Origin of the sequence: Anaerostipes rhamnosivorans, from assembly GCF_005280655.1 — a bacterium.
GTDB classification, from domain to species: Bacteria; Bacillota; Clostridia; order Lachnospirales; family Lachnospiraceae; genus Anaerostipes; species Anaerostipes rhamnosivorans.
In genome coordinates this window covers 1,651,373-1,674,688 of the sequence record NZ_CP040058.1, presented here as the reverse complement: position 1 = coordinate 1,674,688, position 23,316 = coordinate 1,651,373, and the positions used below count along the sequence as shown (strand labels likewise).

The 23,316-nt window shown below is 40.7% G+C and carries 19 protein-coding genes and 1 pseudogene; 4 read left to right on the top strand and 16 right to left on the bottom strand.

The features are described 5' to 3' along the window. Window positions 1–121: 121 nt before the first annotated feature. The 4 genes from AR1Y2_RS18005 to AR1Y2_RS08270 all read right to left on the bottom strand — a co-directional run bounded on the left by AR1Y2_RS18005 (window position 122) and on the right by AR1Y2_RS08270 (window position 4,504). On the bottom strand, window positions 122–1,843 hold the full coding sequence (locus tag AR1Y2_RS18005; RefSeq protein ID WP_243118890.1) for a histidine kinase dimerization/phospho-acceptor domain-containing protein: 1,722 nt from the start codon (window positions 1,841–1,843) through the stop codon (window positions 122–124). Beyond that, complete coding sequence (locus AR1Y2_RS08280) at window positions 1,836–2,753, bottom strand: ABC transporter ATP-binding protein (protein ID WP_137328533.1); 918 nt, start codon at window positions 2,751–2,753, stop codon at window positions 1,836–1,838. The genes AR1Y2_RS18005 and AR1Y2_RS08280 overlap by 8 nt, the downstream gene beginning before the upstream one ends. A 63-nt stretch (window positions 2,754–2,816) precedes the next feature. Further along, window positions 2,817–3,485 carry a response regulator transcription factor gene (locus AR1Y2_RS08275; protein WP_137328532.1) on the bottom strand — a complete coding sequence of 223 codons (669 nt, stop codon included), beginning with the start codon at window positions 3,483–3,485 and terminating at the stop codon, window positions 2,817–2,819. 221 nt (window positions 3,486–3,706) lie between these two features. Beyond that, window positions 3,707–4,504 carry an HAD family hydrolase gene (locus AR1Y2_RS08270; protein ID WP_137328531.1) on the bottom strand — a complete coding sequence of 266 codons (798 nt, stop codon included), beginning with the start codon at window positions 4,502–4,504 and terminating at the stop codon, window positions 3,707–3,709. A gap of 189 nt (window positions 4,505–4,693) precedes the next feature. On the opposite strand from AR1Y2_RS08270, the pseudogene AR1Y2_RS08265 reads away from it, so the two are divergent. Continuing rightward, window positions 4,694–4,933: pseudogene (locus tag AR1Y2_RS08265) on the top strand (permease); the annotation flags it as partial. A gap of 26 nt (window positions 4,934–4,959) precedes the next feature. Here AR1Y2_RS08265 and AR1Y2_RS08260 read toward each other — a convergent pair. Both AR1Y2_RS08260 and AR1Y2_RS08255 read right to left on the bottom strand, forming a co-directional pair. After that, a complete protein-coding gene (locus AR1Y2_RS08260) occupies window positions 4,960–5,172 on the bottom strand; it encodes a response regulator (RefSeq protein ID WP_175403618.1) in 213 nt (70 codons plus the stop codon). Between the two features lie 199 nt (window positions 5,173–5,371). Continuing rightward, complete coding sequence (locus tag AR1Y2_RS08255; RefSeq protein WP_137328529.1) at window positions 5,372–6,091, bottom strand: Fic family protein; 720 nt, start codon at window positions 6,089–6,091, stop codon at window positions 5,372–5,374. A gap of 447 nt (window positions 6,092–6,538) precedes the next feature. Between AR1Y2_RS08255 and AR1Y2_RS08250 the strand changes: the two genes are divergently transcribed. Both AR1Y2_RS08250 and AR1Y2_RS08245 read left to right on the top strand, forming a co-directional pair. Next, window positions 6,539–7,798, top strand: a complete 1,260-nt coding sequence (locus AR1Y2_RS08250; RefSeq protein ID WP_137328528.1) for a Y-family DNA polymerase — start codon at window positions 6,539–6,541, stop codon at window positions 7,796–7,798. After that, window positions 7,788–8,120 (top strand): YolD-like family protein, encoded by a 333-nt coding sequence (locus AR1Y2_RS08245; RefSeq protein ID WP_137328527.1) that lies wholly within the window; start codon window positions 7,788–7,790, stop codon window positions 8,118–8,120. The genes AR1Y2_RS08250 and AR1Y2_RS08245 overlap by 11 nt, the downstream gene beginning before the upstream one ends. A gap of 103 nt (window positions 8,121–8,223) precedes the next feature. Here AR1Y2_RS08245 and AR1Y2_RS08240 read toward each other — a convergent pair whose 3' ends face one another. From AR1Y2_RS08240 to AR1Y2_RS08215, 6 genes are all read right to left on the bottom strand, one after another. Beyond that, window positions 8,224–8,775, bottom strand: a complete 552-nt coding sequence (locus AR1Y2_RS08240) for a hypothetical protein (protein ID WP_137328526.1) — start codon at window positions 8,773–8,775, stop codon at window positions 8,224–8,226. Window positions 8,776–8,811: 36 nt separating this feature from the next. Beyond that, complete coding sequence (gene bilQ, locus AR1Y2_RS08235; RefSeq protein ID WP_137328525.1) at window positions 8,812–9,219, bottom strand: bilirubin utilization transcriptional regulator BilQ; 408 nt, start codon at window positions 9,217–9,219, stop codon at window positions 8,812–8,814. 398 nt (window positions 9,220–9,617) lie between these two features. Then, a complete protein-coding gene (locus AR1Y2_RS08230; protein WP_137328524.1) occupies window positions 9,618–10,880 on the bottom strand; it encodes an MFS transporter in 1,263 nt (420 codons plus the stop codon). A gap of 161 nt (window positions 10,881–11,041) precedes the next feature. After that, complete coding sequence (locus tag AR1Y2_RS08225; protein WP_137328523.1) at window positions 11,042–12,058, bottom strand: ArsR/SmtB family transcription factor; 1,017 nt, start codon at window positions 12,056–12,058, stop codon at window positions 11,042–11,044. A gap of 316 nt (window positions 12,059–12,374) precedes the next feature. Then, a complete protein-coding gene (locus tag AR1Y2_RS08220) occupies window positions 12,375–14,729 on the bottom strand; it encodes a PAS domain-containing hybrid sensor histidine kinase/response regulator (RefSeq protein ID WP_137328522.1) in 2,355 nt (784 codons plus the stop codon). Window positions 14,730–14,883: 154 nt separating this feature from the next. Further along, entirely contained in the window at window positions 14,884–18,171 is a 3,288-nt protein-coding gene (locus tag AR1Y2_RS08215; protein ID WP_137328521.1) for an EAL domain-containing protein, read from the bottom strand. Between the two features lie 166 nt (window positions 18,172–18,337). Between AR1Y2_RS08215 and AR1Y2_RS08210 the strand changes: the two genes are divergently transcribed. After that, on the top strand, window positions 18,338–19,780 hold the full coding sequence (locus tag AR1Y2_RS08210) for a GntR family transcriptional regulator (RefSeq protein WP_137328520.1): 1,443 nt from the start codon (window positions 18,338–18,340) through the stop codon (window positions 19,778–19,780). Window positions 19,781–20,057: 277 nt separating this feature from the next. On the opposite strand, the gene AR1Y2_RS08205 is transcribed toward AR1Y2_RS08210, so the two are convergent. The 4 genes from AR1Y2_RS08205 to codY form a co-directional block, all read right to left on the bottom strand. Further along, entirely contained in the window at window positions 20,058–20,516 is a 459-nt protein-coding gene (locus AR1Y2_RS08205; RefSeq protein ID WP_137328519.1) for a hypothetical protein, read from the bottom strand. Between the two features lie 162 nt (window positions 20,517–20,678). Further along, the gene (tsf, locus tag AR1Y2_RS08200; protein WP_137328518.1) at window positions 20,679–21,611 is read right to left on the bottom strand and encodes a translation elongation factor Ts; all 933 of its coding nucleotides are present in this window, start codon (window positions 21,609–21,611) and stop codon (window positions 20,679–20,681) included. Window positions 21,612–21,652: 41 nt separating this feature from the next. Further along, a complete protein-coding gene (rpsB, locus tag AR1Y2_RS08195) occupies window positions 21,653–22,381 on the bottom strand; it encodes a 30S ribosomal protein S2 (protein ID WP_175403617.1) in 729 nt (242 codons plus the stop codon). Between the two features lie 152 nt (window positions 22,382–22,533). Continuing rightward, the gene (gene codY / locus AR1Y2_RS08190) at window positions 22,534–23,304 is read right to left on the bottom strand and encodes a GTP-sensing pleiotropic transcriptional regulator CodY (RefSeq protein ID WP_137328517.1); all 771 of its coding nucleotides are present in this window, start codon (window positions 23,302–23,304) and stop codon (window positions 22,534–22,536) included. Window positions 23,305–23,316 lie beyond the last annotated feature (12 nt).

The window sequence follows — 23,316 nt, the reverse complement described above, 5'->3', positions numbered from 1 at the left end:
CACCCTCCACATCTCTTAGTTTACTTTGTGAACTATATGGTATCATATGACGCTTTTTGGAAAATGTCAACTGTCTATTTATTTTTCTTTCAAAACTTAGTGCATTTCTTAGATCACACACCTAATTTGCCATTGAAAATTGAATTGAAATTATTAAAACTTTATCTTTATAATTTACGTTTCCAATAACTCCGCCTATTTTATTAAGAAGTTCCTTGACAATATACAAACCCAAACCCGAACTTCCTCGTGTTCGGGATTTATCCGCAGTATAAAATTTCTCAAACAATGATTCTACATTTATATCATCTGATAGGTGTGTTGAATTTTTTATTGTAAATACTCCGTTGGAATTTATGGATATTTCGATATAATCATCGGAGTAACGTATGGCATTTACAATTAAATTTTCTATAATTCTTTTACAAACTATGTCATTTCCAATAATCCAAACAGGATTATTTTCTGTTTGGATTATTGGCTGAACATCTTTAAATTCACAATATTTTTCTAGCACACAATCGGTCACAATCCTGTTTATATCCACTCTTTGTATTTCAATGTCAAATTCAGCATGTTCTAAAAGGGATAAGTCATAAAATTCTTGTATTAATTCAGTTAGATAATCTGCTTTTACCTTAATAATATCTAAAAATTGTTTTTGTTCTTCTTCATCCTTGCATTCTTGTAAGAGTGTTAGATAGCCTTGCATTGATGTCAACGGTGTTCTTAGATCATGGCTGATATTAGAAATGGATTGCTTCAGCTGTTCTTCCTCTTGTTTGATTTGAATTTGCAATTTTTTATGTTCTATGTCTTTTTCAATGATTTGAGAAGCCAATTCTTCTATATATTTACTAAATAATGAAATGCGGATTGGCCGGTTTTCTTGAATCTGCCCATTTAAATTACGAATTTGTGTGATAAGTGTGTAGAGGTAGATTACTAATATGAAAATTATTAAAACCAATATAACATACCACATCTTCATCCATCCCCTTTCCACTCTTTTTAACGTATTTCTTGTTTGCGTAATATTGCAAATGAAATTATAGATGTAAAAATCATCACTCCTATAAAATAAAGGATAATGGAATTTTCTATACCAGGAAGTATATTGTAAGAACACGTATTCATCCAATAATACATTGGATTTGATTTTTAAATATAGTAAAACCTCCCATGATTGTACAGACATACGGTCCCATGTCATCATATAAATCATAGGAGCGCTAAATGTGAATAAACACATTACCCCAACAACAACGGCTGTATGTCTAAAAATAATACAAAACATAAGAGTTATACTGATAAATCCTGACATCACCATACAATTTAAAATAGCAATTTTCAGCATTGGCATAATATTTAGGAATTCCAATGACACATGAAACTTTATACATTCTATTATAAATGCAGTCATTATAAATAAAAAATATAAAACAAGGCTGGTAATTGTAATTACAAGATATTTTGCTAAAAAAAATTTAAGTCTGCTTTGACCACTTGCAATCGCGATTTTTATTGTTGAGTCTTGATATTCTCTTGAAAAAAAGGTTACCGAAAATATCAAAATAATCAGCCAAAAAAATACTGTGTATGAAGTAGCCGTCCTTATTACTTCTCCTAGAAAAGGGTGCAAGGTATCACTATATGCCCTTGCAAGAAATCCTACTGTTTTTCCAATTTCCCATTTATTGTCTACACTTGAACTTGACACAACAAATTGCTGTTCTCCACCTATGGAAAATATACCAAAAACACATAAGATCAAAACAAGCATTAAATACAGAGCCTTTGTATGAAATAATTTATAAAATTCTGCTTTGATTTGATTAAACATTTTTCCTACCCCCAATCAGATTTTCAAAGTAAGTTTCCAAGCTTTCTCCTTGAATTGAAATTTCATCAATCATAATTCTGTTATCTGACAGCACTTTCGAAATTGCACGGGTTTTATCTAAATCATCAAATATCCGAATGGATTTGTCGGGGTATATAGAATACTTCTTGATACTTAATTGATTTTCCAAGATAACCGCTGTTCGCTGAACATCATCTGTTCTTAAACATATATGTCGTTTACATTCTTCATTTAATTTTTCAGCAGAAATTTGTTTTAAAAGCTCCCCATTATGCAAAAAGCCATAATAAGTCGCAAGCTGGTGCAATTCACTTAAAATATGACTCGAAATTAAAATGGTTGTTTCTTTTTCTTTTACCAACTTTTTTAACAATTCTCGTAATTCAATAATTCCAGTGGGGTCTAATCCATTGACAGGTTCATCTAAAATCAAAAATTCTGGTTCCCCCAGCAAGGCAACGCCTAATGCAAGCCGTTGTTTCATTCCAAGAGAAAAATTAGAAACTCGCTTATTGCCAACATGGGCTAACCCAACAAATCCCAAAGTATCTGAAACACATTTCTTATTTGGAATGCCTCTTTGTATTCTTTGTACCTCAAGATTTTGTTTTGCGGTCATATCCTTATATAAAGCCGGCATTTCAATCGTACAGCCAATTTTCAGTCGCTCTTGTTGCAGATTACTGTTCTGCCCAAATAAGACAATTTCACCGCCGCTTTTAAAATTAAGACCTGTCAAAAGGCGGATCAAAGTTGTTTTTCCTGCTCCATTTTCACCAATTAACCCGTAAATCTCACCTTTGTGTATTGTTAAATTTACATTTTTTAAGGCATAGAAATTTTTATATTTTTTACTTAAGTTTTTTGTTTCACATATTGTTCTAGCCATGTTCAACACTCCCTTCTTTCTATGCCAGTATATATAACAAATCTAAATAAAATCTAAAGCTATTTATTTGATTTTATATCCAATCCCCCATACCGTCTGTATATAGTCTTCTTTGGCAATAGCTTTAATTTTTTTTCGTATACGGCTGATATGCGTGTTAATTGTATCGTCATCGTAAGCATACGGTTCATTCCAAATAGATTCATATAAATTCTGCTTTGAAAAAATTTTTTGCGGATATTGAATTAAAAGCTGTAAAATACTTAGTTCTGTTGACGTAAATGGAACTACAGTATTTTTTATGGATACAGTAAAATTTTTAATCTCTATATCTTTATATTTTATACTGTTGTATTCAAAGTTCTGGTTCGTTGGCATACGTTTTAAATTTGCTTCTATTCGCGCAAGAAGTTCATATAAATTAAATGGTTTTGTTATATAGTCATCAGCACCCAATTTTAACAATTCGATTTTAGACTGAACCATTGTTTTTGCTGATACTACAATGACAGGTCTGTTCGTAAATTCTCGAAGCTTTCTTAACACATCATGACCATTTAATTGAGGCAGCATGATATCCAATACGATTAAATCAGGAATAAATGACTCACATAATAATACACCCTCATTGCCTTGTAATGCATACTTAACTATGTAATCATTGTTCTGTAAAAACCGGCTCATCATTTTACAAATATCTAAATCATCTTCTATAATAGCAATTTTTTTCATCTTAACATCACCTCTGAGAAGAATTCTACCATAAAGGTAGTTTCCTATCTATACCAGATAAGATAACGAAGACATTGAAAAATTAGGTAAAATTAAAAAACATCCCAGCTTTCTATCTGCCAGGATGTTTTATCTTTGATATCTGTCTTTGTGATGTCCCGTAGATGGACTGGGACTGAGGCGCACCTAATGTTTCTTCTTGTAATCATCTGATCATTTTCTTAGATCAGGCCTAGTTTTTCTAACGCCTGTGTGATTCCTTCCTCTTTGACTGTTCCTGTTATCATGGTTGCGGCCCTGCCTGCTGCCTTGCTGTGCCGCCCCATGACAATCCCTGTCCCCGCGGTCTTTAACATCTCAATGTCATTGTCAGAATCCCCGAATGCGTAGCTGTCTTTTCGATCAATACCGAGCCGGTCTAAAAGCTTTGTAATGGCATCCCCCTTTGTCACACCTTTTGAAGTAATGTCTAAGATCCGTCTGTCCTCAAATGGTTTGACACACTGGAGTACGTCTTCAAACTCTGCCTGCAATTCTTCGATCAGATCCTCTTTATGATAATTCACAACGATCTTTGTGATATGTTCGTTTTTGCGTCTCTCCCAAGGAGCAAACCATCGTTCTGGGAATCCTAAAAAATCTCGGAAATCCTGATAGAATTTTTGGTTATAGTGCATATAATATGTAACGTCCTGAGTCTCTAAATGCAGAGCTGTGTCTTCCGAAAAATACCGTCCAATGACTTCCTGCACTAATTCCTCCGGGATATGGATGTCATCCATAGTTTCCCCACCGATCTCAGTATAAGACCCATTGCAGGTGATGGCTCCTTCAAATTTATCAATATCTGCCTCCAGAAAACGCTTGCTGCGCCCGGAACACAGCATCGTTAAATACCCGTTATCCTTTAATTTTCCTAACGTTTTTATGGTCGTTTCTGTGGCTCCATTGATCTTGTCAGTCTCGTCTATGGTCGTTCCGTCATAATCAAAGAAGACGGCCCCTCTGTACTTCTTCATAAATCCTCTTTTCTTGTTTAAACATCATTGATTCCTTCTTACTATTGTACTTATTTTTTTCAATAAATTCAACAAGAATACAGGGGATTCTTTTTTACTGTCTAAAGTGGATATCATGGAGCCTATATACTTCATCCAGGTTCGGGACATCTAAAATAAGGCTTTCCCCGAAGTCCATGTTCCTGATTCCTTCCATTGTATGCAGATATTTTCGGCACGATTCCTATTGCCGAAGCGCTGCTTGCAAAAGGAGCTCAGCTTGGAACGATCCTTGCCTTTATGATGGCAGTCACCACACTGAGTTTACCGTCTATGATTATGCTGAAAAAAGCAGTAAAACCAAAACTTCTTGCTCTTTTTATCTCCATCTGCACCATCGGGATCATTATAGTAGGATATTTGTTTAACATATTTCATTCATTTTACTGAACGTATAATCCACTGTTATGTCTCTTCTATAATGCATTAAATATCATCTTATAAAGGAGATTGATATCGACCGGCTTTGCAAGATGCCCTTTCATCCCTGAAGCTAAGGCTGCTTCTTTGTCTTCACGGAATGCGTTGGCTGTCATGGCAAGGATCGCTACTGTCTGTGCGTCTTCCCAGCTACTGGAACGGATATGTTCTGCCGTAGTTCCATAATATAGAACTATCTCCCTGCTCAAAGAGAAGAAAAAGCCTTTTCGAGAATTCCTCACTCATACCGATTCCCGTATCCTTCACAATGAAGATCAACCTGGTATGGCCATTTTTCACAGGAGTCTGCTGTATAACAAGCCGGATTGCTCCTCTTTCTTAATAGTATGGCAAACAAAAAAGAGAGAGGAAAAACCTCTCTCGAAAAATACGAATCCATTTAAAAGTTTACTGTACTTCAAAATAATCCATTTTATGTTTGTATTGCTCTTGCTCTTTTTTGAAAAGATCTGTAAGAATACCTATTTCTTTCGTTTCCCTATATTCTTTCAATCCTTTCAGATAAATGCTCCTATTTTCGTCTTCAATAATCAATGGCAGCAATCCATTTCGAAGACATTCCCTAAAAATAATCATTCTGCCAGTTCGTCCATTTCCGTCCTGAAAAGGATGAATAGATTCATATTTTACATGAAAAAGCACAATCGTTTTCAGATTTTTTCTAGAAATCTGATACCAATGAAGTAAATCATCAATGGCTTTCGACACCTCTTTGGGATGTACCGTTTCATATAAGCCAATCATATTGGGGCGTGTTTTAAAATCTCCTATGGCATATCCATTTGCACGATCCTCAAATACGCCACTCTTTAATTCATAATGAAACTCTTTCATCAAATCAGATGTTAGTTCTTGATCTAATGTGTCTAACATCCGGTTGAACATGAGAAAATGCCCATTCATCTCTTCTACATCTTTGACTCGATAATAATCATCTGTAGAAGGCAGCACTCCTTCATCAAATAGCGATGCCGTCTGTTCTTCTGTCAATGTGGAGCCTTCGATTTTATTTGAGTTATATGCCAGAGATCTCTGTGTATATCCATAGATGCCAGAACGATCTCTAATTTTTCGTTCGATTAACAATCTGTCAATTAGCTTATTCATAACGATTCTCCTTTTGTCCCATTATACAATATCTTCAAATAATATCCAACGAAATTTTTCTTTACCTTAAATTTTCTTAACTACATACCTCTTAGCATCTGTGATCATAGCTTTACTATATTCTTATCTCATACTTTGCCCGGCACCTGCACCAACAATCCATCCATCTGTTTAGTTTAACTTCTTTTAAAATAAGAAATTTTTCATATTTCTTTAGCAGAGGACCCCATTTGATTTCTGTAAATATCCTTATTGATGCAGTCTCAAATGTCTATGTAAATTGCGTTGTATTGACTTTCTGCTATATAATCAAATACATCGGCCTCTACGAAGGGTATGAAATAAACTGATTGGTTTCCACAAATTACCGCCTGGATTTTATCGAACATATGTTTCTTTCCTTGTGTTGACTGTGCTATACTCTAACCAGAAAGGAGTGAGACATTTATGAGAGAGAAAATTTATGCCTGTATTGATCTGAAAAGTTTTTATGCTTCCGTGGAAGCCGTCAAGCGTAACCTTGACCCCTTTGAGACAAAGCTTGTGGTTGCCGATCCCACCAGAGGCCGGGGCGCTATCTGTCTTGCTGTGACACCGGCCATGAAGGCCCTTGGCATCAAAAACCGATGCCGCCTTTTTGAAATCCCGGAGTCCGTCAGCTATATCACGGCAAAACCAAGGATGAAACTTTATATGGAATATTCCGCCTGGATCTATTCCATTTACCTGAAATACCTGAGCAAAGAAGATATTCATGTTTATTCTATTGATGAATGTTTTATGGATTTCACCCCTTATCTTGCCACGTATGAAAAAAGCCCCAAAGACATGGCTGTTATGCTGATGGATGCCGTATATCAAGAGACCGGCATCTGTGCCACAGCCGGTGTGGGCACAAATCTTTTTCTTGCAAAAGTCGCTCTGGATATCACGGCAAAACACTCTCCGGACCACATTGGTTTCCTTGACGAGGAACGCTTCAAAAAAACCATCTGGCACCACCGTCCCATCACCGATATCTGGAACATCGGAAAAGGGATCGCAAAACGTCTGATGCACTATGGAATCCAGGATCTCTATGGAGCCGCCCATATCGATGAAAAAATTCTTTATAAAGAGTTTGGCGTCAATGCGGAATTCCTCATCGACCATGCACACGGGAGGGAGCCATGCACCATTCAGGACATCCATGCCTACGAGGCAAAGGATCATTCGGTCACCCAGAGCCAGATCCTTTTTGAAAATTATTCTTATGACAACGCCCTCTTGGTCTTAAAAGAGATGGTGGACTCTCTGACTCTGGAGCTTCGCAGCCGCCATCTGACTACAGACTCTATCTCCATGTCCATCGGATACGCAAAGGGTGAAGGGCCGTCATCCGGAGGTACCAGGAAACTTCCAGACCGGACGGATTCTTATCAAGACCTTTCTTGTCATTTTGAGCGTTTCTTCCGCCAGACAGTCCGAAGGGACAGCCCGATCCGAAGGATTGCTGTGGGTGCAAACCGTGTAAGAGAGAACGCCTGCCTCCAGCTGCATCTATTCTCTGATGAAGAGGCAAAAGAAAAAGAAGCACGCCTTCAGGACGCTGTCCTGTCGATGAAGGAACGCTTCGGAAAAAATGCTGTTGTACGGGGAATGAGCCTCTACGATAAGGCCACTGCCCGGAAACGCAATCAGCTGATCGGAGGCCACAATGAGAGCTGAACGGGCAAGGCAGTTTCTCCCGTTTGCCGCATTGAAAGGGTTTGATGAAATGCTTCGGGAAATCGAACGGGAGACCGAACCAAAGCATGAGTTGACGGAAGAGGATGCCAGACGGTTAAATAACGCTATGGCAAACATCCAAAGAGGGACGTATGTGCATATCCTCCATTATAAAAACGGCGTATACAAAACAACGGAGGGAATTGCAGCTTTTATTGATACGGTGTTCCGCAAGATCTTTGTCGGGGAAGAGGAGATCGCCTTTGATGATATCTGGGATATCACCAGCAAAGAAAGCGGGGATGCTCCCAAGTTTATATAAGGCTCTTATTGATAACAATCAGGACAGAGAAGTTCAAAAGCAGACTTCTCTGTCCTATTTTAGAATGGAAGTTCCGACCGGTCATAGACTATGTATGGGCGGTTCAACATCTCTTATAAATGATCGGTTCATCATAGCCAAAGGTTCTTTTTCCGTTTACTTCCATAGTCTCAGAAACCTCAAGCTGCTCTTCTGAAAAACGCTCAGACAACGTAAACTTCAGTACAGGAGAGAACATGCTGACACTTCCTCCCTCCCATATTCCGTCCTTGAGAGTAAAAATTGCCGGGGTAAATTTTTCTGACAGCTCCAGCTCATAATAATCTGCTTCTGATAAATTTTCATAGGAAAAGGTGTCCCTGGTATATCCCTTCGGAATTTCGTAAGAGGTTAATTTGATTCCCTCTTCTTCCTCTGTAAACAAGAATAAATGCGGCGCATGATGCGTTTTTTCACCTAACTTGAAACGGCTCTCTTCGATCAAAAAGATTCCTCCGAAATCAGCGGGCAGATTCTTTATTTTATCATTGCATACTGTGTTGACATGTTCAGCGTATGGGAAATCCTCCACCCCTTTGTTTTTCAGATCCGTATATTGTTCCATGTTATGAAAACTGCCTGTCAAAATGTTCATAAAACTCTGTAATTTTGTCATATGGGTATCCTCCAATCTCTGATATCATCTTGTTTTCTAACGATGGCTGGCTGTCTTTTTTAAAAGCCGCAGTAATTCCAGCCGTTCCGCGTCTGAAAGCGCTTCTAACACGATCTCATCCCACTGATAGAACAGATCGTGGCTCATTTCAAACACCTGTCTTCCTTTGTCTGTTAAACTTAAGATCTTCGCTCTTCTGTCCTGTTCATTTTTCTTCTGTAAAAGTAAACCATGCTCCTCAAGCTTCGATATTGTCCTGTTCAAATGTCCCGGATCCAACCCCAGAGAAATCGAAATCTCTTTGGGCGAGCATTTTCCCTTCTTTCCTACAAAGATTAGAATAAACAGCTGTCCATAAGTGACATTCATCTCGGCTAGTCTGCCAGAACAGTATTGAGTAAATTTCTTTCGGAGAACCGATATATAGAAAGCAAACGAGTCCATTACAACCCTCCCCCCTTTACTTGACAATATCAACTATATTCCATTTAGTTGATATTGTCAAGTAAATACAATATAGTCCTCATTAAGATTTGCAATCCAGGAACCGGCATTATGACTGCCGCCAGAATAACAAAATGGATTTTATCTTGTTCAGGATCAGTGCCGGCATGGAAGGTGTAACAAGTACTCAGCTTTTTCATCTTAATAGTGCAGTAACACGTTTAATTGGGTCTGCCACCAGGCTTGAAGTCGTACTCCAGTCAAAGCTTCAAACAGTATCCTGCCAGCTTGAGGATTGCCTGCAGGATTCAAATGAGTGAAAATTCTTATAATATCTGACGGAAAGGCGAAGTCAAAAAACTTTGCCTTTCTTGTGATTTTTTGACTTTGTTCCAGAATCAGCTGATGTCAGGTGTACGATCTATTGATGTTTCTTCTGCCAGTCTCAGAAAAAATCCCTTGACTGCAAGACCAATGACACACAATATAAATCCGGTAGGCAGCACAACAATATAGACAGCCGCAGAAAAATGGTCGAACAAAATACCATAGATCACCTGGCTCAGCGGCTGGGCACACAGAGTGATCGTTGCAGTGTAAGCCATCACTTTTCCTATCATGTGTTCGGGGGTCATCTGCTGGATGATGGATAAACCGAAGATAGAAAAGATACAGGCGGAAATCTGAATAAAAGAGAAGAAAACCACCAGTGCAATATATCTTGCATATGTATGAATCGAAAACAAAAATAATAGGCCTATGGGAAGCAAAAACAATCCTAACCCGAAGATGGGAAGATTCAGCTTCCTGATACTAAATTTCGTGACCATCAGACCGGCCAGGATACCGCCTGCAATACTGGCAAATCCAAGAATACTTTCCGCTGCACCGTAAAAATTTGCATTTAAACCAAGCACATTCCGTACAAGGAACGGAAAACCTACTGTCGCGGCTCCCTGTATAAAAAAGGAGATCAGTGTCACAAGAAATAATAATTTGAGAATAGATGGCTTCTTCCTGCAGATAAAATGTGTACTGCCTGCCAGGTCGTCCATCACAGTCTTCAGAACCGTGCCGCTCCGCTGGGCAGGATGATGTTCTAATCTTATAAAATATTCAAGGGCTGCTGTCGCCATAAAACAAATCCCTCCCACATACATTACAAGTTCCAGTCCAAACACTGTATAGAGTATACTCCCCACAAAAGGACCAATCAGTGTAGAGACAGCGTTGATCTGGCTCACCACCGCATTCCCCCGGATGATGTTGCTGCCGCTCTGCATTTGTGGTACACAGGCCTGCACGGTCGGTGATTCAAATGCTCCCAAAACAGATAGGATAAAAAGAACGGTTCCGATGATCACAAGCTGATCTCCCCTGGCAATGGTAAATGCCGCTGACAAAACCACAATACCTGATGAAAGGTCCAGGAATACCATGATATTGCGCCTATTGACACGATCCGCAAGAACACCGCCCAATGGTGATAAAATAATCGTAGGTATCATAGCGATCATCAGAAAGCCTGCAAACGCCGCAGCTGACCCCGTCAAATCCAAAACATACATAGACAAAGCAAAATCCAAAATACAGTTGCCAAACAGCGATGCGGCCTGGCCGATGATAAGTAATGTAAAGTTTTTTGAAAATAAATTTTTCATTTCTCCTCCATATCATTCAAATTTATTAGATGATTATCTAATTTAATGCCAAAAAAAAATATAATGGTGCATTAAATCAGTTCTTCATCTAATAGTATATATCTATATTAGATATAAGTCAAATATGAAAAAGAAGCAAGACCCTTGCCTTGCTTCTTTTTTTAATCGATGGAGAACATAGACTGCAGCTTTTGAATAACCTTCTTTACGGTCCCTTTCGAGAATGTGTAGTAGACACGCCCATCTCTCTTTTCAACATCAACTAGCCGGTGCCCAAGCAGTACATTCATGTGGTGGGAGACCGTTGCAGCCGATAAATTTAATTCTTCTGCTAACTCCAGATTATATTTGGGAGTCTTCATCAGAGACAGCAGAATATCAAATTTGCTGTGGTCACTTAATGCTTTAAGGATCGGCAGAAGCTTTTCCTGTGAGGATCTTTCCTGTTCCAGCATCTTATAAACTTCATCCGTATAAACTCCAATATAGGAACTTGCGGAGGCCTCATCCATATCTATGAGTTCTGATGCCGCATAGATCAGCGTGGGCGTCAATACAGAGCCTTCGTGGATCTTTTCACAGATACGCTTTCCTTTAGGAAATGCCTCCAGCAGCTTTTTTAATGGTGCCCGGACTGCTGCCAGCGCATCCTCATATGCCTTTTTATTGCAGCCTATCATATCGGAAAGTTTTTGGATGTGTTCTTTGGGTGACTGCAGAAACACCATAAGCTTCCAGCACGTAGTTGACGAGAACCCTGTCTGCTTCAGAAGGCGAACCAACTCCCCGGTTGTTTTACCAAAGCCGCAGCCTGTATCCTCTGCCAGCATTTTGGCAAACGCAGTCATGATTTCTTTTTCCCCAACAGAATCTAATGGATGTTCAAACCACTCTGGATGATTTGCGCAGACAAACTGAATAAGTAAGACAAATTCATCGTCATCATCTGAAAAAAAGAAATTATAATCCTCTTCGTTCCCTTTAAACATGCCCCTTTTGAATGTTGAAACATATCTTTTCAAAACCGGGCTGACCTTTTTATACAGTTCCTCCGCATTGATATTATAATCTTTTGCAGCCTTTTCCCACGATTCTTTTTCTTCAAACTCAGGATGGGCACAGCAATACAGCAGGCCGATGATTTCAAAATATTTATTTAGATCGGTATGAATGGTCATATGGACACCTCGCAATTAGGATAACTTTAAATTAGGTTGATATTGATATTATACAGGAAATAAAAAGGTTATACAATTTCGGACTTACATTTTTACTGTCCGTAGCGATGATTGGCAGAGTTATTTCAATATCTTGAACTGCGGGAGGTTAATACCGTGAGGAACCATCAGCTGATTCCCTGTCTGCTCAAATTGCAGACTTAGCACAACATATCTTGGTTTAGATTTGGTTTTAATGATATCTTATTTGAAAAGATGACAGGCCCATATAGGCCTGCCATCCGGCAGTATTGCATATGAAACTCTGTGCTGAATTCTAATCTATCCACTTTTTCAGCACATTCAATAGACGCTCAATTTCCACAGGTTTTGCAAGATAATCATTCATCCCTGCACTATAACCCTTTGCCGCATCAGCAGTGAACGCATTTGCCGTCAATGCTATAATTGGGATTTCATACGCATCGGCTCTATCCAGACTGCGTATGGCAGCTGTGGCGTCATATCCGTTCATGACCGGCATCTGAATATCCATCAGGATGGCGCAATAGTCACCCGGCGCGGATGCCTCAAACGCTTCTTTGCCAAGCAGTCCATTTCCAGCGGAATCCACATGTACATGGTTCATCTCAAGAAGCTCTATGACAATTTCTCTGTTGATATCGTTATCCTCAACCAACAGTACTCTCTTCCCTTCTATTCCTGACTGTTTTTCCTTCTCGTTGTCTTCTGTTTCCTCTTCTTTGACTGCAGAGACAAACAGTTGAAGGACCTGCAGGATCTTTGACTTAAAAAGGGGCTTTGTGATAAATGCATCTGCTCCCGCCTCTAGAAACTGTTCTTCGATTTCAGAATAATCATAGGCAGAGATGACAATAATCGGCACATTTCCTCCTAAGCTTTTCCGAATGGCTTTTGTGGCTTCCAGCCCATCCATCTCCGGCATTTTCCAGTCCAGGATCACGGCAAAATAATCATCTTCCACGTTATGTGCTTCTATAACCCTTTCAACCGCTTCTCTCCCTGACAGCACCCATTCTCCCCGCATACCTAACTCAATCAAAAGTGCGGCGGCATTTTCACATGTCATCTGGTCATCATCCACGACCAGTACCGGCCGGCCTGATAACTCTTCAGTGTAGGGTTCCTCTTCCCCGCAGACTTCAAGCGGAACAGAGACCGTGAACTTACTTCCTACACCAATCTCGCTCTCCACACAAATCGTACCATTCATCATCCGGACAATATTGTCTGTAATCGCCATACCCAGCCCTGTGCCCTGGATTTTACTGATCCTGGTATCCTCAGCCCTGGAAAATGGTTCAAAAATGTGGGGCAGGAATTCCTGGGATATTCCGATCCCGGTGTCAATACAGATAAATTCATACTGGCTTTTTCTTGGATTCGGTGAATACAGCTCGTTGATCCGCAATGTGATCGTTCCGCCCTCAGGAGTATATTTTACAGCATTGGAAAGCAGATTCATCAAAACCTGTCGGAGGCGGTCGCCGTCTGCAATCACATTTTCATGAATCACATGACCGATACTCATCTGGAACTGTTGATGTTTTCCATTAATTAACGGCAGGCACATATCCATAACTGCATCGATCATTTCCGGCAGACTGATCTGTTCCAATGAAATGTTTACCTTTCCGCTCTCAATTTTAGACATATCCAATACCTCATTGATGAGGCTGAGCAGATGCCTGCTGGAAGTGTTGATCTTATCCAGACAGTCCCGTATTTTGTCCGGATGTTCCAGATTCGCCTGCGCAATTGCTGCCATACCCATAATGGCGTTCATCGGAGTCCTGATATCATGGGACATAGATGAGAGAAAATTTGTCTTGGCTGCATTTGCCACCCGTGCTGTCTGATATGCGTCCTGCAACGCAGTTTTCTGACGCTCCTGTTCTTCCCTCTCCTTTGTGATATCGATTCCAAGACTGTAGAAAGAATCTTTTCCATCCCAGCTGTCCTTAGCACTGACAAAACTAAAGGTCATCGTAAGGATCTTGATCTTTCCGTCCCTGGTCACAATGCGTCCCTCTACCGCTGTATCTTCTCCGATTCTCCTGGAGTTCTCCATGATCTCCACCGCACGCTCTATGTCATCCGGGTGTACATAGTCACATTTGGAATGAAGCTCATTTTCAAACTGTTCTTTGGTGTAACCGATCATCTGCAGAAATCCCCCGCCATACCAGATCACAGTCCTTAAGTCCCTTGCATCCACACGGGCAAAACCTCCAGGAATCGTCCGTATAATAGCTTCTCTCTCCCTGTCCCTTTTTTCTAACTTATATTCTGGACTCAGATTATCATTGGACAGTTCAAGCCGTGCCCTGTGTCCCTCCCAATCGATCATTCGGTCTTTTATCAGAAATGAACGCTTTAAAACCGGATTGTAAAATTCCCACTCATAGAACTCATTCTCCGTTAGACAATCATTGTTGCAGAAAGGGCAGGGAGACGTCCGGCCCTGAATGGCATTATAACATTTCCTGCCTATCAGCTGCTCAGCCGAAAAGCCCAAAGTAGCGCAGGAAGACTTATTGAGGTATAGAAGCTCATATGTATGAATATCCGCTATATAAACATTTCCCACATATTCATCCAGCATCCATTTAAAGTATTCTGCTTTCTGCTCCGTATTCTGATCTATCATCATATTCTCCTTCAATGAGGCAATTTCTCTCAAGTATAACCCTACCTTGCTCATATTATATATCCTGATTATACCAAAGTGCACTTCTGTTTACAACAGATTTACATAATCTGATGACATCAGAAATTACACTTGTTCTACGGCTTTCTGCCTGCTATTTCATGTATTTTGCCTCAAACTGTTCTGCCGCGGCGGGTTTGTCGATCAGATATCCCTGGATATAATCACAGCCGGCCTGTTTCATAAACTCAAATTGTTCGTCTGTCTCCACTCCTTCTGCACAGCACTGGATTCCAATGGCATGACTCATTTCGATGATATGTTTTATTAAAATATCTCCCTTATCCGATTTTTGATATTTTTGTACAATTCCTTTGTCGATCTTCAGAACATCAAAAGTAGCCATCATCAAAAACTCATAGGAAGAGTATTCTACTCCAAAGTCGTCTAAAACAACGCAAAACCCATATTGTTTGAGCTGCTCAAGAAGACGGGCCATCTGCTTTTTGTTCAAGGTCTCCTGGGTCTCTGTAATCTCCAGCTCAAGCTGGGCCGGTCTGAGATTATATTTGTGGAAAATCTCACAAAACTTATCGAAAAAGTGATCCTCAAATAAGGTAATTCTAGAAAAATTTAATGCAAGTTTCATATCAGACAGACTGGTATCTTTCCACTTGGTAAGCAGTCTGCACGCTTCTTCCATGACAAAGAAATCAATATGGGAGATCAGCCCTTCACTTTCCAACAGAGGAACAAATTTAAACGGCGATACGATACAGCCGTCTTTTTCCTTGTAGCGGATCAGCACTTCAGCACTGTTTATCTCGCCTGTTTTCACATGATACTTGGGCTGCAGATATATCACAAACTCCTTATTGACAATAGATTCCATCAATTCCTTTAACAGCGGTACTTTCTCTGCGGCAATATTCTTATTTCTCCTATAATAATCTTGCTTATTAATCGCCATGAGCCGGTCCGCTTTATTGACCAGCACTGGCAGATCCGCCTGTACATCGCTCCAGGATGTTCCGACCGATACAATGCACCGGTCATCCTCAGACAGGCTTTTTTCCATGGCACTGAGTTTTGCTGTGAATTTATCGTATTCTATCATTTCTGTTACGATCAAAAACTCATCTCCACTGAAACGGAATTTCCGGCTCTCTGGAAAGAACTGTTTCATTTTATCTGCAATATACGTGATCAGCAAATCCCCATAGACATGGCCTTTATCATCATTCATGATCTTCAGCCCATTGATGTCCATAAAGATGACCCCTACAGGGACCGGTCTTTTTTCCGCAAAGTCCTCGCAGTATTGTGTATAGCTGTTCCGGTTTTCCAACCCGGTCATAGAATCCTGGTAGCTCATCTGTTCCAGCTTTCGATTCAAGGCGTTTTTGGATATTTCATTTTCCAAAAAATAAGATAGCTCTTTCAGATAACGGATGTTCCCTTTATATCTTTTGGGATCATCGATCCCAAGAAAACCTTTTATCGTCCCTTGGACATACAAAGGAATGGCAAGCAGACTCTGAATCCCCTGTTCTTTTAATATCTCATACTCCAGTCTCCGGTCTTCCCTCAGTGTCTCAACATTATCTACCTTGATATAATCCCTTGTCTCAAATCCTTCCAGCCAGAAAGCAATCGTTTCAATGGGAATATCCTGTAGAAATGCCATCTGGGGTTCTACTCCTCTGCCGCAGATCTCATATGTGTTACTGGCAACACCCCGTTCCTCTTCTGTCTCAATAATGTAGACACGGTCTGACTGGTAATAATCCCTGACGATCTCCAGTACATACTCAATAGAATCTTCCAGATATTCTGAAGAAGTAAGACAATGGATACAGTTTACAATACTCTTCTCTGCTACAACATGGTAATCCTCGTCATCACAGTTTACAGGAAATCCTGCTTCTCTTACAAATATCAGTTCCTGTTCTATTCTTTTGTTCCGCTCCAAGATTTTTTTCCTTTGCAGAAAGGTAGTCAGTATCTGCGAGATGAGTGACAGGGCATTGACCTCATCTTTCGTCCACAGACGGACACCTGTGCACTCATCGAACCCCACAAATCCGCTGAATATATTTCCACTCCAAAAGCCACACTGAAGCGTAGAGTAAATCCCCTGTTCCTCAAATATTTCCTTCTGTTCCTGCTGTAATGTATGAGTATCCCGGCAGTAAAAAACAGAATGATCCGCAAACAGTTTTTTATAATCTCCAAATTGGCTGTATGAGACATTCTGCAATTTCTCTTTTTCCGAGGTTATCCCTTTATTACACCATTCATATGTATTGGAACAGTACTCTCCATCCTCACTGCTTTCAAAAATATAAGCGCGGCTCACATCAAACTGTTTTCCTACAATTTCAAGAATCATCTGGACAGCCTGGTCAAAGTCCTCCATATCATATAAAATCCGGAACACATAACGGGCCAGATTGTCCGGCCCGTCGGAAAACTGCTTCTCCGAATCGATCGCTGTCCCCAAGGAAGAATATCCTGTCTTTTCCACGTAAAGAGATTCAGCGCTGTTATACAGCACGTACCTGTTCTTCCCCTGCTTCTTCGCCTGATAAAGTGCACGATCGGCACATTGGTATAAGGAATTAAAATCCTTACCATCCCTTGGGTAAAGAGCTACCCCGATGCTGCAGGTCACCTGAACTGCCTGTTTTTCATGCGCAAATAGATGCGCAAACATTTTTGACAGCTCTCCCGCCTTATTTTCAGCGGTGTGCGGTGAAGGGATATTCTTCATGAAGACCGTAAATTCATCTCCTCCGATCCGTCCTACAATATCACTTTTTCGCATCAGCTTTTTCATACCGGAAGCCATTTCCATGAGGACCACATCTCCCAGCATATGTCCCTTTGTGTCGTTGATCTGTTTAAAGTTATCCGTGTCGATCATAAACAGGGCACACTGCTCTTCCGGGTATTCCTCAAGATACTTTTTTACCCGCTCTTCTGTCTCCTTCCGGTTATAAACTCCTGTCAAGGCATCTTTTTCAGCCCTGTGCCGTAATTTCTGGATCCTAAGCTTTTCTTCCTGAATATTCCAGAATGTTCCGACTGCCTTTACTGGTTTTTTATGACTGTCATACTGGGTAATAGCATATATCCTGCACCATGTATAGTTTTCCTCAGAATTTTTGCAACGGAATTCCGACACAGAATAAAGATCTCCCTGCCTTACCCGTTCCCTGAATTCAGCCAGAACCGGAATATCATCCGGATGAATGCGGATAGATGTATCGAACGTCCTGTCCACGTCAAAATGTACGTCCATGGAATGGACCTGCACTCCATCACTCTGTGAACACGTAATCCTATCTTGTTCTATATCCCATTCAAAAATCATTACTTCTGACGAATCCATAGGGGCCCCACCAGTTGTAAGACAACCGAACTTTTCTTTGTTTGTCATTTTCGTTTCCCCCTTACATCAAATAATACGAATGCACCGACCTTGTTCATATTATATCATATATTGCTTTGTTCAGGTAAAATATCATCCTGTACAAAATAATCTGTGATATGATAATAACAGCATAATTATGTACGAATCGGATCAGCGAGAAAGGAATCAGGATATGTCTAATTACCACAGTCAGGAACAGATCATTTACCGTAATCTCTCGGGTAAGATACAGATGGGTTTTTACGATAACGGGGAACGCTTCCCCTCCGCAAAGGAGATTGCTGACCGGTTCCATGTCTCTTACTGTCCTGCCCAGAGAGCGCTCAAAATGCTTGAACAGAATGGACAGATAAAACTTCACCGCGGAAGTGCCACAGCAGTCCTAAAGAAACCCTATGAAAATTATCTAGAAAGCGACGTATTTAAACGGCACATAAAATCACTATTGGATTTATGCCAGAGTTTAGAGCTGATCTCTCCTGCACTCTGTACTTACAACCTTCAGCATTTTAAAAAAACGCTTCCTTCCCTCTGGTTAAGAAAAATTGCCCAGGGACAGCATGCGGGTCTCAGTCTCTATCAGCAGTTTGACCGTTCCTTGCACCTGTTTGGCAACAAGACCGTACTCAGTCTCTATTATGATATCAGTTCGTTTTCTGAGAGTGCATTCCTGGATATTTTATCTTTGAAATATGGAAAAGAAAAAGGTGATTCCTTTTTACAGCATATCGCTTCAGAATATGCACACTGTATCCAGGATCAACACCCGGACTCCGTCTCTGCTCTTCAAGAAAAGCTTGAGGGATTAAGCAGCACATTTTTTGATGCCATAAAAGATTATCTTATAGAATGCGATACATCTTCTATAGAACAGGAACCCTTCAGCTGGGAACCCCGTAAAGGACGTACCCGCTACTGTGATGTGGTTGCGATCGAAATACTCTGTAAAATCAACCAAGGGGTCTATCCTGTTGGTTCTCGCCTTCCAAACGGGCATATTTTAGCAGAGATTTATCATATTTCTGCGATAACTGTCCGGCGCACCATCGCTCTTCTGAATAAATTAGGTGTCACAGAAACCGTCAACGGCGTCGGAACTTTTGTTGTTTCCCGGGGCGGTCCTGAGATCCCATACAAACTAAAGGACCTGACTCTGGATGATAATATGAGAGATTTTTTAGAAGCCCTGCAGATTCTGGCGATCATCAGCAGACCGGTTATGCTTTCAGCACTCCCACATATCCCGCATCAAACATTACAGGAACTTTCCAAAGCCGCGTCCATAACCCAAGAAAAGAAGTCTCTGGTACAAACGGTCAGTGTCGGACTGCAGGCTGTAATCAGATACAGTCCTTTGGCTGCTATACGGGAGATTTACAGCAAACTTACACTCCTGTTATTAAAAGGTAGTATCCTGCGATTGGAAGAAACCGGTGCGGAGTCCGTTGCCGGGTGGCCAGAGATTTCCGCATCAATCAAAAAAAGCTGTGCCTGTGCAGACTACGAAAAGCTTTCCGAAACGTTCCAGACTCTGTTTCAGAATAATTTTGCTTCGGCAAAACAGACCCTTTTGGAAATCGGCGTTGATGGGGTCGAAGAAATCACAGGCTTTTGACTTTTTTAAGAACAAAGCGGACAAGTCCGCTTCAACTCCCTGTATCCCTCAATCATGAGGGACTTGCTCCGCTTTGCGCGCCAATGTGCGGCTGCAAAGCAGCCTTCCTTGGCACATCGTGTGCATCCTCGCGGAGCGTTTTATGCTATAGGGGATTCCGGAGGAATTTCCTATAGCAGAACAAAAAACTGACCTCCAACCGTTAGATTTTTAGGTCTAACTATTGGGGGTCAGTTCAAATTTATCGCAAGGGAGTTTTTCACATTTTCTGCAGTGCTCAAATGCGCTCTGCATATATCTCGGCATTTATGTGCCATTTACCATCATCTTTTACAGTGACATTCTTCCAAGAGAAGTGTTGATCCTCAATCTTGGTAAAAACCCACTTTCTTCTTTCATCATTAATGTAGGTAAGAACGATCATATCATCTTGTTTTCTTGCTTCGAGCCGAATTATATTTCCCGTGTACCCATAAGCGACATCCCATGCATGTGTATCAGGATTATAGATGCGAAGAGATGTTCCGTATTCATAATCTGGCAGAATAATAACATCCTGTATTGCCATTCCCTCAAGAACCCATGAAAAATGCCATTCGCCTTTTATCACACTAGCATTGTTACTGTCAACATAATCTATGTTCCAACTGCCGATAAGCTTTTCAAAATAATTAAATTCTTCAGGCAGTGTCGTACTTTTACCTTCACATATCAATGACTCAAAGAAATTTTGCATATTATAATCCTCCCTGCACTACTAAAAAATCCTTGTTTCAAATAAACTCTAACTTAAAAGGATTGATGCTGTCAAGACATTCTGTTTACAATAGGTAATATAAAAGGATCGTTGTTTTCACAACGACCCTTTATCTACAATGGTAATCCAATCAATAACGGATTAGTTTCCCATCTGCTTTGCCACTTCTTCAGCAAAGTTTTCTTCTTTCTTTTCGATTCCTTCGCCTGTTTCGAAACGGATGAATCCTTTGACCGTAATCTTTGCAGAATTCGCTTTTGCTACTTCTTCTACATATTTGCCTACGGACTGTTTTCCGTCTTCAGCTTTTACATAAGCCTGGTCTAACAGACAAACTTCTTTTAATTCTTTGTTCAGACGACCGATGATCATCTTTTCGATGATGTTGTCCGGCTTGTCCGGATTTTCATTCTTTGCCTGAGCTTTTAAGATTTCAGTCTCATGATCGATATAATCTTTAGAAACTTCATCTCTGCTTGTATATTTCGGCATGATAGCAGCTACCTGCATAGCTACATTTTTACCCATTTCTTTGATCTCGTCGTTGATAACATCTGTCTCAACTTCAACCAATACACCGATCTTTCCGCCTGCATGGATGTAAGAGGCAACAAAACCTTCTGCTGCGTCCATCTGTGCAAATCTACGGATGTTTAAGTTCTCACCGATGATGGCGATCTTGCCGTCTAATACTTCTTTCACAGTTTTTCCTGCTTCTGCTTTGGATTCCTCTGCAAGAAAAGCGTCGATATCTGCTGCATCTGTTGTGAGTGCCTGCTCTGCCACTTCTGCAACATAAGCCTGGAACTGCTCGTTCTTAGCTACGAAGTCTGTCTCAGAGTTTACTTCCACGATGGCAGCTTTCTTTCCGTCATCGGAAAGTTTTGTGGCAACCAATCCCTCAGCCGCAACACGTCCTGCTTTCTTTTCAGCCTTTGCAAGTCCCTGTTCTCTTAAGTGCTCAACAGCTGCTTCCATATTTCCGTCGGTAGCGTTTAATGCCTTTTTACAGTCCATCATTCCCGCTCCGGTCATTTCTCTTAATTCTTTTACCATTCCTGCTGTAATAGCCATGATTTCTCCTCCAAATAAAAATTATCACTGAGATCTAAATCTTATTCTTCTGCAGCTTCCTCTTCTGCTTCCACATCAGCAGCATCCATTCCCTGGTTTGCTTCTACAACAGCATCAGCCATTGCGGATGTGATCAACTTCACTGCACGGATCGCATCATCGTTTCCAGGAATGATATAATCTAAATCTTCCGGGTCACTGTTTGTATCAGCAATACCTACCAGAGGAATTCCCAATGCATGTGCTTCCTGAACACAGATATTCTCTTTTTTAGGATCTACAATGAAGATCATATCCGGAATGTCGTTCATTTCTTCGATTCCGCCTAAGTTCTTCTGTAATTTGTCCATTTCTTTTCTTAATTCTAATACTTCTTTCTTCGGAAGAACTTCAAATGTTCCGTCTTCTTCCATCTTTTTGATCTTCTTTAAACGATCGATGCGGCTTCTGATTGTCTTGAAGTTTGTAAGCATTCCACCTAACCATCTCTGGTTTACATAGAACATTCCGCAGCGGTCTGCTTCCGTCTGGATAGAATCCTGAGCCTGTTTTTTTGTTCCTACGAATAAGATCTTTCCGCCTTCTGCAACACATTCTTTTACTGCGTTGTATGCGTCGTCAACCATTCCTACGGATTTCTGAAGGTCGATGATGTGGATTCCGTTACGCTCTGTGTAGATATACGGAGCCATTTTAGGATTCCATCTTCTGGTCTGATGTCCAAAATGAACACCTGCTTCTAATAACTGTTTCATTGAAATAACGCTCATAAAAAAATCTCCTTTGGTTATGCTTCCACCATTGTCATTACCCCGGCAAACCTTCCGGCACCTACCGGAATTCCAACGGCGTGTTTATTTTTACCTTTGACAGTATAGCACATCTGTTTTATTGATTGCAAGAAAAACTTCGCAATTTCAGCTTAGATACGCCCGGATCTGTTTAATTCGTCAAAAATCAGGTCATTTACCACTTTGATGTATGTTCCCTTCATACCGGAAGAGCGGGATTCGATCACCCCTGCGCTCTCCAGTTTCCGCAGCGCATTGACGATGACAGACCGGGTGATCCCAAACCGATCGGCAATCTTGCTGGCGACCAGAATCCCCTCACTTCCGCTCAGTTCATCAAAGATATGATGGACAGCTTCCAGCTCGGTAAATGAGAGGGTCCGGAACGCGGACTCAATGATGCTCCGTTTTCTGCGTTCACTTTCCATTTCTTCACTGACGGAACGCATCATTTCCAGTCCCACGACTGTGGTTCCGTATTCTGCAAGGATAATGTCATCGATGGTATAATCGTCTTCCACCCGGTACATAAACAGAGTGCCGAATCTCTCTCCCGCAATGTCGATCGGGGAAATGATCCCGCAGTAGTGGTGAATGTCACTTTCAAAGCCAAGAGTCTGAAGATTGACATTTTCTTTGGTGGATAAGATGGTCAAAAGCCTCTCGTTCAAATCTGTGTCAATGTAATCTCCGATCTTGCCGCTGATCATCTCCTGGATGGACTCGATCTCGTCTGAATTCTGTATGCCTAGGATCTTACCCTTTTTGCTGATAACGATCACATTAGAATCCATGACTTCCATCAATACCTGGCAGATGTCATTAAATACAACTTTTTGCGAGTTGTTGTTATGCAGTAATTTATTGATCTTCCTGGTTTTATCTAATAATTGTACACTCATAGCTACTCCTTA